13 protein-coding genes are annotated in these 15111 nt (G+C 71.4%); 3 read left to right on the forward strand and 10 right to left on the reverse strand.

Annotated features, from left to right (window positions below):
- The first annotated feature begins 3 nt into the window (after nucleotides 1–3).
- A complete protein-coding gene (locus V1318_RS03425) occupies nucleotides 4–1467 on the forward strand; it encodes a DUF1501 domain-containing protein (protein WP_332937696.1) in 1464 nt (487 codons plus the stop codon).
- A 46-nt stretch (nucleotides 1468–1513) separates the two neighbouring features.
- A complete protein-coding gene (locus V1318_RS03430; protein WP_332937698.1) occupies nucleotides 1514–2305 on the forward strand; it encodes an NRDE family protein in 792 nt (263 codons plus the stop codon).
- Nucleotides 2306–2687: 382 nt separating this feature from the next.
- Here the strand turns inward: V1318_RS03430 and V1318_RS03435 are convergent, their stop codons facing one another.
- The 8 genes from V1318_RS03435 to V1318_RS03470 form a co-directional block, all read right to left on the reverse strand.
- Nucleotides 2688–3119 (reverse strand): hypothetical protein, encoded by a 432-nt coding sequence (locus tag V1318_RS03435; protein ID WP_332937700.1) that lies wholly within the window; start codon nucleotides 3117–3119, stop codon nucleotides 2688–2690.
- Between the two features lie 8 nt (nucleotides 3120–3127).
- The gene (locus V1318_RS03440; RefSeq protein WP_332937702.1) at nucleotides 3128–3334 is read right to left on the reverse strand and encodes a PspC domain-containing protein; all 207 of its coding nucleotides are present in this window, start codon (nucleotides 3332–3334) and stop codon (nucleotides 3128–3130) included.
- Between the two features lie 39 nt (nucleotides 3335–3373).
- The gene (locus tag V1318_RS03445; protein ID WP_332937704.1) at nucleotides 3374–3766 is read right to left on the reverse strand and encodes a DUF5329 domain-containing protein; all 393 of its coding nucleotides are present in this window, start codon (nucleotides 3764–3766) and stop codon (nucleotides 3374–3376) included.
- Nucleotides 3767–3773: 7 nt separating this feature from the next.
- The gene (locus V1318_RS03450; RefSeq protein WP_332937706.1) at nucleotides 3774–4505 is read right to left on the reverse strand and encodes an SGNH/GDSL hydrolase family protein; all 732 of its coding nucleotides are present in this window, start codon (nucleotides 4503–4505) and stop codon (nucleotides 3774–3776) included.
- 270 nt (nucleotides 4506–4775) lie between these two features.
- The gene (locus V1318_RS03455) at nucleotides 4776–5846 is read right to left on the reverse strand and encodes a class III poly(R)-hydroxyalkanoic acid synthase subunit PhaC (RefSeq protein WP_332937708.1); all 1071 of its coding nucleotides are present in this window, start codon (nucleotides 5844–5846) and stop codon (nucleotides 4776–4778) included.
- Between the two features lies 1 nt (nucleotide 5847).
- Nucleotides 5848–7035: a class III poly(R)-hydroxyalkanoic acid synthase subunit PhaE gene (gene phaE / locus V1318_RS03460; RefSeq protein WP_332937709.1), complete on the reverse strand. Its 1188-nt coding sequence runs from the start codon at nucleotides 7033–7035 to the stop codon at nucleotides 5848–5850.
- A 111-nt stretch (nucleotides 7036–7146) separates the two neighbouring features.
- Nucleotides 7147–7761, reverse strand: a complete 615-nt coding sequence (locus tag V1318_RS03465) for a CDP-alcohol phosphatidyltransferase family protein (RefSeq protein WP_332937711.1) — start codon at nucleotides 7759–7761, stop codon at nucleotides 7147–7149.
- A 234-nt stretch (nucleotides 7762–7995) separates the two neighbouring features.
- The gene (locus V1318_RS03470) at nucleotides 7996–9837 is read right to left on the reverse strand and encodes a 3-hydroxybutyrate oligomer hydrolase family protein (RefSeq protein ID WP_332937713.1); all 1842 of its coding nucleotides are present in this window, start codon (nucleotides 9835–9837) and stop codon (nucleotides 7996–7998) included.
- A 91-nt stretch (nucleotides 9838–9928) separates the two neighbouring features.
- On the opposite strand from V1318_RS03470, the gene V1318_RS03475 reads away from it, so the two are divergent.
- Nucleotides 9929–10594: a response regulator transcription factor gene (locus V1318_RS03475; RefSeq protein ID WP_056175361.1), complete on the forward strand. Its 666-nt coding sequence runs from the start codon at nucleotides 9929–9931 to the stop codon at nucleotides 10592–10594.
- A 360-nt stretch (nucleotides 10595–10954) separates the two neighbouring features.
- Here the strand turns inward: V1318_RS03475 and V1318_RS03480 are convergent, their stop codons facing one another.
- Together V1318_RS03480 and V1318_RS03485 are read right to left on the reverse strand one after the other, a co-directional pair.
- Nucleotides 10955–11257: a hypothetical protein gene (locus V1318_RS03480; RefSeq protein WP_332937716.1), complete on the reverse strand. Its 303-nt coding sequence runs from the start codon at nucleotides 11255–11257 to the stop codon at nucleotides 10955–10957.
- Nucleotides 11258–11462: 205 nt separating this feature from the next.
- Nucleotides 11463–14822, reverse strand: coding sequence for a PAS-domain containing protein (locus V1318_RS03485; protein WP_332937718.1), 3360 nt, complete (start codon nucleotides 14820–14822; stop codon nucleotides 11463–11465).
- Between the last annotated feature and the right edge of the window lie 289 nt (nucleotides 14823–15111).

Genomic DNA, 15111 nt, shown 5'->3' on the forward strand with positions numbered 1-15111 from the left:
GCCATGTCTTCGATCACCCTCAGCCGCCGCGGTTTCCTCAAAGCCTGCGCCGCCACCGCCGCGGTCGGCGCGGTCGGTCCCACCCTGCTGTTCTCCAGCGCCGCCGAAGCGGCCGCGAACGCGCACGACACCGTGGTGTTCCTGTTCCTGCGCGGCGGCATGGACGGCCTCAACCTGGTCGTGCCGGTCGACGGCACGGACCGCGGCTTCTACGAGCAGGCGCGCCCGGCGCTGCAGATCGCCACCAGCGGTACCTACGGCGCCCTGCCCTTGACCCTGGCCGGCGGCGCCGGCACCGGCTTCGGCCTGCACCCTTCGGCGACCGGCCTGCGCGACATCTGGAACAGCGGCCAGCTCGCGATCGTGCACGCTTGCGGCCTGCTGACCTCGGTCACGCGCAGCCATTTCGACGCCCAGCTGTCGATCGACCTGGGCACGCCCGGCCAGGGCGGTGGCGTGGGTTGGCTGGCGCGCGCGATGAACACGCAACCCGGCACCAGCGGCGCCGAGCCGATGCCCGCGCTGGCGGTGAACAACCGCCAGCCGGCCAACCTCAACGGCACCACGCGCGCGCTGACCATGGGCCGGCCCTCGGATTTCGCCCTGGATTCCGGCGCCTGGCAGTGGCAGAAGACGCGCTCGGACTCGCCCGCGAACCTGCGCGGCGTCAACGAAACCCTGGCCTCGCTGTGGAACGGCAATACCGGCCTGGAATACGGCGGTCAGCGCGCCGACGGCTCGCTGCGCGTGATCGCGCAACAAAGCTATGCCGCCCTGCCGGCCAACTGGCCCACCGGCAATTTCGCCGAACAGCTGTGGACGATCGCGCAGTCGATCCGCTTCAACCTCGGCCTGCGCTACGCCACCCTCGACCTGGGCGGTTGGGACACCCACGACGGCCAGGGCAGCGCGGGCAGCGGCTATCACTACTACCAGAACAAGATCGCCGAGCTGTCGGCGGCGCTGGCCGCGTTCCACAACGAACTGGCCGCCAGCGGCCATCTCTCGCGCGTGACCACGGTGGTGCAGTCCGAGTTCGGCCGCCGCGTGCGCGAGAACGCCAACCGCGGCACCGACCACGGCTACGGCAATCCGGTGATGGTGCTGGGCGGCGCGGTCAACGGCCGGCGCTTCTACGGCCAGTGGCCGGGCTTGAATCCGGAAACGCTGTCGGCCTACTACGGCGACGTGCCGGTCACCACCGACCACCGCCGCGTGCTCTCGGAGATCCTGGTGCGGCGCATGGGCAACAACCAGCTCGGCACGGTGTTCCCCGGCTACAGCGGCTATGCGCCGCTGGGCATCGTGCAAGGCAGCGATCTGGCCTTGCAGGGCGCCGGCGTGGGCATGGCCGCGCAACCCGCGCTGAGCGCGATCGAACCGCCCGTGGCGACGCGCGAGAGCAACCCGCGCCGCAGCTATCTCGCGCGTTTGTTGAGCGACCCGCGCATCGTGCGTCACCGTTGAACGCCGGCCCGGGCGCGGCGGCGCCGCGTCCGGGGTAGCATGTCGCATGTGCCTGATCGCCCTGTCCTGGCGTAGCCATCCGCGCTACCCGCTCGCCCTGATCGCCAACCGCGACGAATCGCATGCGCGCGCCGCCGCCGCGGCCGGCCCCGACCCCGAAGCGCCCGACGTCTACGGCGGCCGCGACCTGGTCCAGGGCGGCGGTTGGCTGATGGTGTCCACGCGCGGGCGCTTGGCCGCGGTCACCAACGTTCGCGCCGGCCTGGCCGCCGACGCCGCGCCGCGTTCGCGCGGCGCGCTGGTGCGCGGCTTCGTGCGCGGCAGCGCTTCGGCGCAGGACACCTTGGCGACGGTGCGCGAGCAGGCGCCGGATTACGGCCGCTTCAACCTGGTGCTGTGGGACGGCGAGTCGCTGTTCTTCGCCAGCAACTATCCGGATTACCGCGAACACCCGATCGCGCCCGGCATGCACGCCATGTCCAATGGCGCCTTCGATGCGCAATGGCCCAAGAGCGGCCATGCCACACGCGCCTTGGCGAACTGGCTGGCCTCGCCCGCCTCCGAATCGGCCGCGCCCGACGCCGCCGCTCTGCAGCCCCTGTTCGCCGCGCTCGCCGACACCACGCCGGCGCCGGACGCCGAACTGCCCGACACCGGCGTCGGCCTGGAACTCGAGCGCGTGCTGTCGCCGCCGTTCGTGCGCGGCGAGCGCTACGGCACCCGCTGCAGCACCGTGGTGCTGGTCGGCACGGATTCGATCGTGTTCGTGGAACGCCGCTATGGGCCGGACGCCGCGCCGGGCGGCGAGACGGCGACGGTGTTGCCGCTGAGGCCTTAAGCGCCGCTCAACATCGCTGCCTTCTGTGGGAGTGGCCTGCCATCTGTGGGAACGGCCTGCCATCTGTGGGAACGGCCTGCCATCTGTGGGAACGGCCCGCCTTCTGTGGGAGCGGCGTAAGCCGCGATCGCGCTACCGCACAGGCCCGCGTCACCATCGACGGGCCCCAGTCGCGGCTCGCACCGCTCCCACAGGCACGGCAGCGTCGTGCGGGCCGATGCCGCAAAAATGAGAAGGCCCAGGCTTCGAGTTTTACCTCGGGTGGCTGGGCCTTCCGTGTCGGAGCGGTTGCATCGGGCTCGCGCCCGTTGGTTTTTCTCCGACGCCTGAAGCTTAGCCAGGGCCGCGTTAGGCGCCGGTCAAAATTCCGTAACGGCCGCGCCTACTTCGCCCACGGCCACCAGCCGCGCCCGGTCTGGGCGTAGCGGTCGGCCGCGCGTTCGAAGCGGTTGCGCACGCTGACTCCGCCGCACAGCAGGTACAGCGGCAGGAACAGCGCGCCCAGCACCATGTACTGGTAGACGTGCGCGCGTTCATGGTCGGCGAGCTGGATCTCGGCCTCGTCGCCGTGGCCGGCGCGATGGGCATAGGTCACGCAAGGGGAATCCAGACTGTCGCCGGTATGCAGGATCACGTTGCCCAGGGTGATCGCGCCGCCCGGGCCCCAGGGCCAGCGATGGAACACCAGCGCCAGATCGCGCCTGCGCAGATGCACGTGCGCGCCGCGTACCAGCCCGACCGCACCGGCGATCAGCCCGAGCAGGCTCACCGGCGACGCCCAGACGATGCCGAGCGCGCGCCCGACGAGGCGCAACAGCGGGCTCAGGCCGTGCCCTCTTCCGGCATCAGCAGCCACAGGATCAGGTAGACCAGCAGGCCCGGAAAGGCCGCCGAGGCGATCGACACGATCGCGTAGATCGCGCGCAGCAGGGTCGCGTTCCAGCCGAAGCGCTGGGCGATGCCGCCGACCACGCCGGCGATCATGCGGTCGTGACGCGAACGGACGAAGGGTCGCGATGCTTGGCTCATACGGCTCGCTCCTGGCGACGACGGCCGCAGTTTAACGCCTCAGCGCGCGGGCGGCGCGGCCGCCGGCTTGGCGCGGATGTCGTTCAGGCGCGCGCGCAGCCAGGCCGCCGACGGCATCGCCGCCGCGCTGCCGCAGCGGATCTGGTAGGCGCGGCCGCTCATGCTGCTCTCGCTGGCGGCGCGCTCGATGAACTGCTCGGCGCTGGCGACCATGTCGCGCTTGCGCAGGTAGGCGTACTTCTTGCGCAGGTGGGCCTGGGCCTGGGCGGCGTCGTACCAGCTGCCGTTGCGCTGGAACTGGCAGCCCGAGCGCGCCAGGGTCGCGATCAGCTGCTCGATCTCGCGCTCGGCCTGCGGCGGCGGCGCGGCCGGGACGGGAGCGGCGGCGAGCGCCAGCAGCGGCAAGAGGACGGCGGCGAGACGGGGCTTCATGCCGGTATTACAACCCATGCAACCAGGGCCCGATCACGCGCGCCCAGATCGCATAGCCCTTTTCGTTCATGTGCAGGCGATCGGCCACGAACAGTTCCTCGCGCGGCAGGCCCTGGGCGTCGAGCATGGGGGTGTAGACGTCCAGATAGGCGACCTGGTGGGCGGCGGCGTATTCGCGGATCAACACATTGGCTTCGCGCACCTGCGGCAGCAGATGCGCGCGCACCGGACTGGGCTTGATCGAGACGAAGCCGATCGGCAGCTTGGGCTGCGCCGTGCGCACGCGCGCGACGAAGGTCGCGAAGTCCTGCGCGACCTGGCGCGGCGTGCGCCCCTCCTGCAGGTCGTTGTCGCCGGCGTAGAACACCACCGCGCGCGGCTGGTACGGGGTGACGATGCGGTCGGCGTAGTGGACCGAGTCGTAAACGCGCGAACCGCCGTAGCCGCGGTTGATGGCGACGACGCCGGGCAGGTCTTCATGCAGCGTGGTCCACAGCCGGAACGAGGAGCTGCCCACGAACACCACAGCGCCGGGCATGCGGCGCACGCGGCTGTCCTCGGCCTCGAAGGCGGCGATGTCGGGTTCGAATCGGGCCCAGTCGTCGGGGGCGGCGGGCGTTGCCGGCGCCGGCGGTGTTGCGGGTATCGACGGCGCAGCGGCCGTGGTCTCGACGGCCGGGACGGTGCCGCGGCAGGCGGCGAGCAGGATCAGCAGCAGCGGGACTAGCAGACGGCGCATACGCGGGCGGCTCTCGACGGACGAGGTTCTAGCCTAGCGTGCTGCGGCGACGATGTGGCAGCTGCAGATGGGGCGGCGTCGCTGCAAAAGCCCTCCCTCAACAAAGGGCGAAGACAAGCGGAGCCGTTCATGGTGAGCCAGTCGAGCCATGGACGGCGAGGCCGCGCGCTGCAAAAGCAAATCCCCCTCCCCCCCCTTTTCCAAAGGGGGAAGACAAGCGGGGCCGTTCGCGCTCTCGATCCCCCTCAACAAAGGGGGAGCAAGGCGGATTCAGCGCGAGCGCAGCTCCAGCCAGTCGTGGATCGCGCTGGGCACCTCGCGTTGCGCGCGGCTGGAGACGTAGATGCCGATGTGGCCGCCCTTGAACGAGAGTTCGGTGTAATCGGTGGTGCCGATCAGACCGCGCAGTGCGCGCGAGGCGTCGGGTGGCACCAGATGATCCTGCTCGGCGTAGATGTTCAGCACCGGCATGTCCAGGTAGTTCAGATCGACCGCGCGCCCGCCGATGTCGATGCCGCCCTTGACGAAGCCGTTGCCCTGGTAGAACTGCTTGATGAACTGGCGGAAGGCTTCGCCGGCCTGGTCGGGCGAGTCGAAGATCCACTTCTCCATGCGCAGGAAATCCTCCAGCGCGCGCTTGTCGTCGAGGATATCGACCAGGCCGACGTACTTCTGCACGAACAGCCGCCAGGGCTTGAGCGTGAGGTAGCACCAGTTCATCAGGTCGGCCGGCACGTTGCCCAGCGTATCGACGAATTGGTCGACGTCGAGGTTGCGGGTCCAGTTAGACAGCATGTTGTCGCCGGTGTGGAAATCCACCGGCGTGACCATGGTGATCAGGTTGCGGACCTTGTTCGGATTCAGGGCCGCATAGCACAGCGAGAACGCGCCGCCCTGGCAGATGCCGAGCAGGTTGACCGAGTCCATGCGATAGGCGCCGCGCAGGTAGTCGATGGCGCCGCCGAGGAAGCGCTGGATGTAGTCCTCCAGTTCGAGGTAGCGGTCGGAACGGTCCGGGTAGCCCCAGTCGAGAATGTAGACGTCCTCGCCGCGTTCGAGGAGCCCGCGCACGATCGACTTGTCCGACTGCAGATCGACCATGTAGGGCCGATTGACCAGGGCGTAGCCGATCAGCAGCGGCACCTTGGCGGTGGGCGCGGTCTCGCCGCGGTAGCGGTACAGCGCGACCTTGCCGTCGCGCCAGACCTCTTCCTTGCGGGTCGCACCGTAGTCGACGTCGTCGACCTCGCGCAGAGTGTCCAGGCCGGCGCGCAGCTTGGCCTGGACGCGCATCGCTTCCTGCGCCAGCGATTCGGGGGTGAACTGGATCGGGCCGGTCATGTCAGCGCGCTCCCTTCTTGGCGGCCGCGCTCACCTTGGTCGGCTTGCTGGCCTGCTTGGCGGCGGCCTTGGCCGCGACCGGACGCGCCGGCGGCTGCGGACGCGCGATCGCGGATTTCTTCGCCGCAGGTTTCTTGGCGGCGGCTTGCTTGGGCGCCGCCGGCTTCGACGCGGGCGCGGCCTTGGCGCGCGGCGCATCGTTCGCGGCCGGCTCGCGCGCGCGCGCGGCCGCACGCGCCGGTGCCGGTGCCTGGACCGCGTCGCGCAGGCGCCGTACTTCGCGTTCCAACTGCACGATCTTGCGGTGCGCGGCGTCGATCTCGGTACGGGTGGGAATGCCGAACAGACCGGTGGCGTGCTCGACCTCGGTCTGGATCGCGCCGCGCAGCTTCATCTGCGAATTGACCAGGGCCGCGTAGGCATCGCGGAAACGCGGCGACAGCGCGATCTCGGCGTAGGCGTCCTCGGCGGCGTCGATCCACAGATCGAACAGTGCGCGCGCGGATTGCAGCTGCCGGCCCGGTTCGCTGCGTTCGGCCAGCTTGTCCTCGAAACGCGCGAACGCGTTCTGTCCGGCTTCGGCCATCAGGGCGTTGTAGGCCTGGCTCTGCTGCTGATAGTGCAACTGCGCCTGCGCCAGCGCCTGCCAGCGCTCCTGGTGTTCGCGCGCGAAACCGAATGCGGGCGTGCCCAGCCAGGACTGGCCGTCGCGCTGCCACTGCTGCAGATAGGGCGCGGCCTGTTCCAGCCACTGCGAGAAATCGTTCTGGCCCGGGCCGCGCATGCTGCCGAACACGTCGGCGAAGGGATTGGCGCCGCTGCCGCCCAGGGCCTGCTTCCAGGCCTGGGCGATGTCGCCGGCGGACGCGTCGCGGCCGGCGAACTGCGCGGCCAGCTGCTGCATCTGGCCGAACCAGCCGCGCGCCTGCGAATTGAAGCGCTCGATGGCTTCGTTGGCCTCGCTACGGCCGCCCTGGGCCAACTGCGACCACCACTGCACGGCCTCGTTCCAGCCCGGCGCTGCGGTCGGCGCCGGCGCGGGCGCACCGCGCATCAACTCGCCCCAGGCGTTCCAGTACTGGCGCGCGACGGCGTCGAAGTCGCCTTGTCCGAAACCGCCCGGCCCAAAGCCGCCTTGTCCAAAGCCGCCCGGCGTGGAACCGCCGGAGCCGAATCCGTGATTGGCCATCGCACCCTCCAAGTTTGGTCCGATCATAACAACGCGATGTTGCGTCGCGTCAGCCTGTGCCAGGCGGCACAGGCCAGGACCGGCTCCGTACCCGCGCGTGGGGGCGCGTATTCAGGGCTTGGGAATACGCAGGGTCTTGCTGATCATCAGCGAGCCGGAAAGCGCGAACATCAGTACCAGCGGATGGAACTGCCAGGGTCCCAGCTGGACCACGCCCAGCCACAGTCCGTGGCCGATCGCGCCCTGCCAGGCCGCGACCGCCAGCACCACCACCAGCAACAGGCTGGTCGGAATCGGCGTGCCCTCGAAGTATTTGACCTTGTCGTCCTCGCCCGCCAACGCCTCGGCGGTGACGTTGTAGCGCGCCAGGCGGCTCACGCCGCAGCCGACGAAGTAACTCAGCACCGCCCAGTCCCAGCCGCCCTGCAGGCCGCAGGCGTAGGCCAGCGCGGCCGGCGCTACGCCGAAGGAGATCACGTCGGCCAGCGAGTCCAGCTCGCGCCCCAGGGTGGACGAGGATTTGCGCCAACGCGCGACCCGGCCGTCGACGGCGTCGAAGATGAAGGCCAGCGGGATCAGGGCCATGCCGATCATCAGGTCGCGCACGCCGCCTTCCTGCAGGAAGCGCATCGCGGCGAAGATCGCGCCGGTGCCGCAGAAGGCGTTGGCGAGGGTGAACCAGTCCGCAAGGTGGAAATCGCGGAGCATCGAGAAATGACGCTTCATGCGGCGCTCCTGAGCCGACTGCCGCAGGCGGCCGTCGGTGGTGGAAAGTCACAGCCTGCCAAAGCGGGGGCCGCGCAGGCAAGGACTTGACGGCTGGCGTCGGGCCGGCGGCGGCCCGCGGGCGAACGCGGCCGCTTGATTTCAGCCCGTGCGGGCCGGCAAGCGGCGCGGTGTGGGCCGCGATGTCGCGGCCGGCGATCGCGGCCCGCCGCCGCCGCGGCAAGCGCGGTTGGCTCAGCGCGGTATCGCCAGATTCGCCGCCGACACCGGCTTGCCGGCGCCGCGCGGCACGGTGTCGATCACCGCGTCCGCCAGCAGCGGCGCGCTGCCGTCCAGACGCGCGGACACGCGGTCCAGCGCCTCGTACACATAGGGCAGCAGCGGCAGATAGCGCGAACCGTAATCGGGCAAGCCGAGGAAGGCATCGAAGTGCTGGGCGTTGCGCACCTGCCAATAACGTACCTCGCGCCCGGCCGCCTGGGCCTGGCGCACATACGGTGCGCTGGTGAACGCGGTCGGGATCAGGCCGTCGTCGCGGCCGTGGATCACCACCACCGGCAGGCCCGCGCGCGGCAGCCCGGCGCGGGTTTCGGCCACGCCCTTGCGCACCCGGTCGGCGTCGGCGCCCTGCCCTTGCCACAAGGCGCGCAGGCATTGCAGGCCGGCGAAACCCGGATCGGGCGACTGCATCTTGGCGTCGACGATGCCCACGCCCGCGCCCGGCGGAATGCCGCTGGCGTCGGCCCACCACGCGGCCCGCTCGCCGGCCGTCGCCGCGCGCGGACTGAAATCCGGATTGAGCGCGGAATAGGAATAGCCGCAGGGATGTTCGCCGACGCGATAACGCCCGTAGGCCGACGCATAGGCGACCGCGACCGCGCGCCACAGATCGAAACCGACCGACAGCGCGCCCGCGCGCAGGGCCTCGTCGGTCCAGCCCTGCGCCTTGAGCTGGGCATGCGCGGAGCGCGCCTGCGCGGCCGTGTCGGCGCCTTCGACCAGACCGGCGGCCTTGAGCGAAGCGCAGCGCTGCGTCCACAGCGGCGCCGCCTGCGCCGCCAGCGGCGGTTGCGGCAGGGTGCCCAGCGCCGGATCGAGCAGCGCGCAGGGCATCAGCAGCGCGGCCTCGGTGGTGTAGTCGTAGAGCGCGCGGCCGCCCTGCGCGAGCACGCTGGGTTCGCCCGCGACCACCGCGTCCAACCAGTCGCCCTCGAGTTCGGCCGCGCGCAACACCGCGCCGCCGCCGTTGGAGACGCCGACCGCGATCACGCGCGTGTTGGCGAAGGTGAACGGCGCCGACTGCGGCAACGCCTCGTCCAGCGCGTGCAAGGCGAACTGCGCGGCCTGCTTGACGTGACGGCCCCAATCGGCCTCGGGGTTGTCGGTGGAATGCGCATGCTTGAAGGCGATGCCGGCGACGCCGGCGGCGGCGTCCGGCGGGAACGCCAGGCCGGCGTCGCGCGCGCCGATCGTGCCGTCGGCGCGCACGCCCTCGCCCGCGTCCAGATCGAAGTAATCGGTGCCCGCGCCCTTGTCGGTGTAGGCGATCGCGCAGCCCTTGGGCAGGCCCCAGGCCGCGGCGACCGAGATCGCACCGTAGATGCCGCGCGAGCCCGAAGAGGCCGCGACCACCACGCAGCGCTTGCCGGCGTCGAAGGCGTCCGGCACCTGCACCAGCACGCGGTGCGGTTTGCTCGCGCCGGGCACGGTCGCCAGCGCGCTGTACTCGCGCCCCGGCACCGCCGCGGTGCTGCCGTAGAGCTCGCCGTAACCGCCACCGGGGGCGAGGTCGGCGATGCCGCGCCAGTTGGCCCAGATCGCGCGCCGGCGCAGTTCGGCCACGCTTGGCGCTTCGGGCTGCGCGAACGCCGGCGGCGCCAGCGCGCGCAGGCCGGCCAGGCCGAGACCGGCGGTCAGCAGGTCGTCGTCGCCGCGATGCTCGCTGACGCGTTCGGCGTTGAACATCGGCGCGGACTCCTGGGCGACGCGCGCGCCGCCGCCGGCGCAGGCGGCGAGCACGAAGGGAACGACGAGCGCGGCGCAGGCCGCGGCGATACGCAGTTTGGGCGGATTCATCCCGCGAGCGTAGCAAGCCGCCGCGCCGCCCTCATCGTACTTTCGTACAGCCCCGCCCGTGCCCGCGTCCGGGTGCGCTAGGCTAGCGGCGATGCCGACCCTGCTGATCGCCGACGACCACCCGCTGTTCCGCGCCGCATTGCGCCAGGCCGCCGCGGACGCGGTCGCCGACACCCAGGTGCGCGAAACCGACACCCTGGACGGCGTGCTGGCCGCGCTGGACGCCGAGCCCGGCATCGACCTGGTCCTGCTGGACCTGCACATGCCCGGCAACCACGGCCTGGCCGGGCTGGCCGCGATCCGCGCCCAGTACCCGGGCGTGGCGGTGGTGGTGGTCTCGGCCAACGACGATCCGCGCGTGGTCCGGCGCGCCCTCGACCACGGCGCGGCCGGTTACCTGCCCAAGAGCGCCGGCCTGGACGAACTGCGCGATGCGATCCGCGCCGTGCTCGCCTGCGAACAATGGCTGCCGGCCTCGCTGCGCGCCGCGGTCGCGCGCACCGACAGCGCCAGCGCCGACGCCGACCTGGCCGCGCGTCTGGCCAGCCTGTCGCCGCAGCAGTTCCGCGTCCTCACCCTGGTCGCCGACGGCCTGCTCAACAAGCAGATCGCCGACCGCCTGGACGTGCAGGAACGCACGGTCAAGGCCCATCTGTCGGCGATCTTCGACCGCCTCGGCGTGCGCAACCGCACCCAGGCCGGCGTGGTCCTGCGCGAACTCGAACTCAGCGACCCGGCGCGCCAGATCGCCGATTGAGCATCGCCGTAGGCTTCGTGGCAGGAGCGGTCGACCAGACATCCCCGCCCCCTGTGGGAGCGGCGTAAGCCGCGATTGCGCCCCGAGCACGACGCAAACGGCCTCCAACGAACGATCGGACGCGCTATGCCCACTGTGGGAGCGGCATCAGCCACGATTGCATGGGTTCACGCCGTCGCTGCAATGGCCTTCGGCGCTGCATTGAACGCCAAGCGGTGATACCCAAAAGACAGTTCGAGCGCTCGTCGCTATTGAAGTTTCGCGATCGCGGCTTACGCCGCTCCTACAGAAAGCGAAGCGGCACGCGCGGCAAGGGAGCGACGCCGATGGGCGCCGCTCCCGATCCGCCTCGCGCCCGTATCAGCCCGCCGTCAGTCGCGGCCGCGCCGGCGCGCGGTAATCGCACTGCGCCTGCTTGGCCGACGCCGCGCAGGTACGCTCGCGCGGCTGCAGGCTCAGCGCCTTGGCGCCGCCGCCGGACCCGCAATCGGCGAAGCAGGCCGCACGTTCGGCCTCGCACGCGGCCGGCGATTCGCCGCTGGCCAGGCAGATGTTGTACAGACGCACGCAGATGCTTTGGCACGAGGCCTGCGCGGGCAGCGCCGCGAACAACCCCAGGCCCAACGCCAGCGCGTACGAACACACGGTAGCCGTGGTCTTCATCGTTCCTCTCCTTTGAAACGCGAACCCCCTGCCCGGCGGACCCTACCCCAGGTCGGCACCTAAAAACGACGCGCGGCCGCGGCCATGCGCGATTTCTGGACGCAGCGCAAGAAAACGCCGCATTCATCGGCGTGCCGTTGCGCATCGCATCATCGTGGGCCGTTGACCGCGCCTTGGAACGACGGTGGCGCGCAAGCGGGCTCGCCTACGAGTACTCCAACTCCCGCGCCGCCAGCATGCGGTCCAGCACCGACTTCAGGGCCAGCGGCTTGAGCGGCTTGGTCAGCAGCGACAAACCGGCCTCGTGCACGGCCCGGCGCACGACTTCGCCGCTGTCGGCGCTCAGGATCAAGGTCGGCCGGTTGCCGAACGCGGCGCCCAGGCGCTCGGCCAGGGCGACGCCGGTATCGCCCTCGTCGAGGTGATAGTCGAACAGCCACAGCGAGGCCGGATCCTCGACCATGGCCTGCTGCGCGCGCGCGCCGTCGGGCGCGGTCGCGACCTCGAAGCCCCAGCGCCGCAGCAGCTCGGCCAGCGCCGCCAGCGCCTGCGGATCGTTGTCGACCGCGAGCACGCGCAGGCCGGCGCGGCCGCCGCGCGCGCGATGCGCCGCCGCGTGCGCGCCGCGCGCGGGCACGCGCGCGACCCGCACCGCGAACGCCGTGCCGCGGCCGAGGTGGCTGCGCAGGCTCAGCGGCGCGTCCAGCAACTGGGCGATGCGGTCGGCGATCGACAACCCCAGCCCCAGCCCCTGTCCGGGTGCGTCCTCGCCGCGCCGGAACTCCTCGAAGATCGCGGTCTGGTGCTCCAGGGCGATGCCCGGCCCGGTGTCGTGGACCTCGATGCGCAGGTGCCCGCCGTCGCGGCGCACGCCCAACAGCACGCTGCCCTGCACGGCATAGCGCACCGCATTGGCCAGGAAGTTCTGCAGCACCCGGCGCAGCAGTTGCGGATCGCTGTGGATCCAGGCGCGCGTGGCGACGTAACGGAAGCGCAGGCCGCGCGCGGCCGCGATCGCGCCGAACTCCGAGGCCAGCGGTTCCAGCACCTCGGCCAGCGGAAAGTCGCGCGGCTGCGGCACCAGGCCGCCGGCCTGCAGTCGCGACATGTCCAGCAGGCCGGTCAGCAGATCGCCGGTGGAATCCAGCGCGCCGCTGATCTGGGCCACGGTCTCGCGCTGCTGCGCGCCCTGCACCTGCTGCGACAAGGCATCGGCGAACAGCTGCGCGGCGTGCAGCGGTTGCATCAGGTCGTGGCCGATCGCGGCCAGGAAGCGGCTCTTGGCGTCGTTGGCGCGCTCGGCCTCGCGCTTGGCGATCTCCAGATCGGCGGTGCGCTCGATCACGCGCTGTTCCAGGGTTTCGTTGGCCTGGATCAGGCCGGCCTCGGCGCGGCGGAAGGCGGTGACGTCGGTGAAGGTGGCGACGAAGCCGCCGCCGGGCATGGGGTTGCCGCGGATCTCGACGATGCTGCCGTCGGGCAGCACGCGTTCGGACAGATGCGGCGTGCCCGCGCGCATGAAGGCCAGGCGCCGCTCCAGCGCGCGCTCCAACTGCCCCTGCAGCGGCCGGCCCGAAGGCGGCATGCGTTGCAGGGCCCAGCGCGACAGCTCGGCGATCGGGCGCCCGACCTGCAGCAGCTCGGGCGGGAAATCGAACAGTTCGGCGTAACGCCGGTTCCAGGCCACCAGGCGCAGCTGCGCATCGACCACGCTGATGCCCTGGCTCATGTTCTGCAACGCCGCCTCCAGCACGCGCTGGTTGAAGCGCAGGTCGGCCGAGGCCTCGCCGACGATGGCCGCGACCGTGTCCAGATCGCGGCCGGCATCGCGACGCGCGGCGTCCAGCAGCACCCGCGCCGAGGCCGAGCCCAGCACCGCCGCGAGTTCGCGCTCGACCCGGTCCTCGATCTGCGCGGCCACCGCTTCGCCCGTGGGCACGCCCTGCAGCAACTGGGCGACGCGCTCGCGCGGCAGGAAGCGCAGGCCGGTATCGCGCAGGGTCTGCACGTCCAGGCCGCGTTGCGCGCGGCGCGGCGCCTCGCGCCGCCACACCGCCGCGATCACCGTGGCCAGCGTGCCGACGAACAGGCTGGCGCCGACCGCGCGCCCGAGCCGGCTCCAGCCGGTCAGTCCGAACAAACCTTCCGGCGACAGCCAGCCCAGGCCGAACGGCCCGCTCTCCAGCCAGGCCGGGGCCACGCCGCGCGCGGCCAGCATCATCGGCAGCAGCAACACCCAGGCCCAGGCCGCGAAACCCAACAGCACGCCGATCACCGCTGCGCGCGGCGGCGTCTGCGGCCGCCACACCGCGAAGCCCAACGCCGGCGCCAGCGTCGCCAGCGCCGAGAACGACACCGCGCCGACGTCCGCCAGCGCTTCGCTGCCGGCGATCAGGCGGCTATACGCCCAGGCCAGCAGCATGATCGCCACGATGCCGCTGCGGCGCAGCGCCAGCACGTGGCCGCGCAGGTCGCTGCCGTCGTTGCGCGACCACAGCCCGCGCAACAGGCCCGGCGCGAACCAGTGGTTGCCGATCATCAGGCTCAGGGTCAGCGTGCTGACCACGACCATGCCGGTGGCCGCGCTGAGTCCGCCGAGAAACGCGAACAAGGCCAGGCCCTCATGCCCCTGCGACAAGGGCAGCGCGAGCACGTACAGATCCGAAGGCACGCCGCTGCCGCCCAGCAGGGCCTGCCCGGCCTTGGCCAGCGGCAGCACCGGCAAGGCGATCAGCACCAGGTACAGCGGGAACTGCCAGCGCGCGGTACGCACGTCGCGCTCGTCGCGGCACTCGACCACGCCGACATGGAACTGGTGCGGCAGGATGAACATCGCCAGCGCGCCCAGCAGCACCAGCGGCGCGAAACCGCCGGCGGGGTCCGCGGGCTGCGGCGGCGCGGCCGGCGTCGACGGCAGGTCCAGGCCGAACCATACGAACAGGCCCAGCGACAGCATCGCGGCGAGCTTGAACACCGATTCGAACGCCATCGCCAGGACCAGGCCGCGGTTGTGTTCGGCGGCGCTGGCGCGGCGGGTGCCGAACAGCATCGCGAACAAGGCCATCGCCAGGGCGACGTAGAGCGCGCTGTCCTGCCAGGCCGGCGACGCGGCCGCGTCGGGCGAGCGCGTGGTCAGCATCGCGAAACTCATGGCCACCGCCTTGAGCTGCAGCGCGATGTAGGGGATCAGGCCCAGCGCGGCGATCAGGGTCACGGTCGCGGCGAGCCAGGCGTCCTTGCCCAAGCGGGTCGCGATCAGGTCGGCCAGCGAGGTCGCGTTGGTTTCGCGCGCCAGCCGCACCAGCCTCATCATGAAACCGACGGCGAGCGCGTACAGCAGGATCGAGCCGAGGAAGGTCGGCGGCAGCGGCCAGCCGTAGCGCGCGGCCTGGGTCACGGTGCCGTAGAAGGTCCAGGAGGTGCAGTGCACCGCCAGCGACAGCGAGTAGATATGCCGCCAGTGCCGCGCCAGCACGGTCGGCCGGCGTTCGGCGTAGAGCGCGGTGCCGAACATCAGCGCCAGCCAGGCCACGCTGGCCAGGGCGACGGCGGTGAGGCTCAGCATGGGCGGAGTTGCGGCGGCATCGGCTGAGAATAACGTAGCCGGCAACCAGGGCCAGGACGTGGCGCAGGAGGCGCAGGAGGCGCGGCGGCGATGCCGGCCTTGCACGGCGCGGCGCGGGGAGAGCGATCGCGGCTCACGCCGCTCCTACAGAAAGCCGCAGGGATCGCTGGCGGCTGCTTGAAGCGGAAGGCGTATCCCCATGTGGGAGCGGCGTAAGCCGCGATCGAGCGCCCGGTCTCCCCAACCGGGCGCTCGACCACAACCCCTCTGCCCTGTCCGCATCGCACGC

It is taken from the genome of Lysobacter sp. CCNWLW3, assembly GCF_036697405.1.
Taxonomy (GTDB): Bacteria; Pseudomonadota; Gammaproteobacteria; order Xanthomonadales; family Xanthomonadaceae; genus Lysobacter.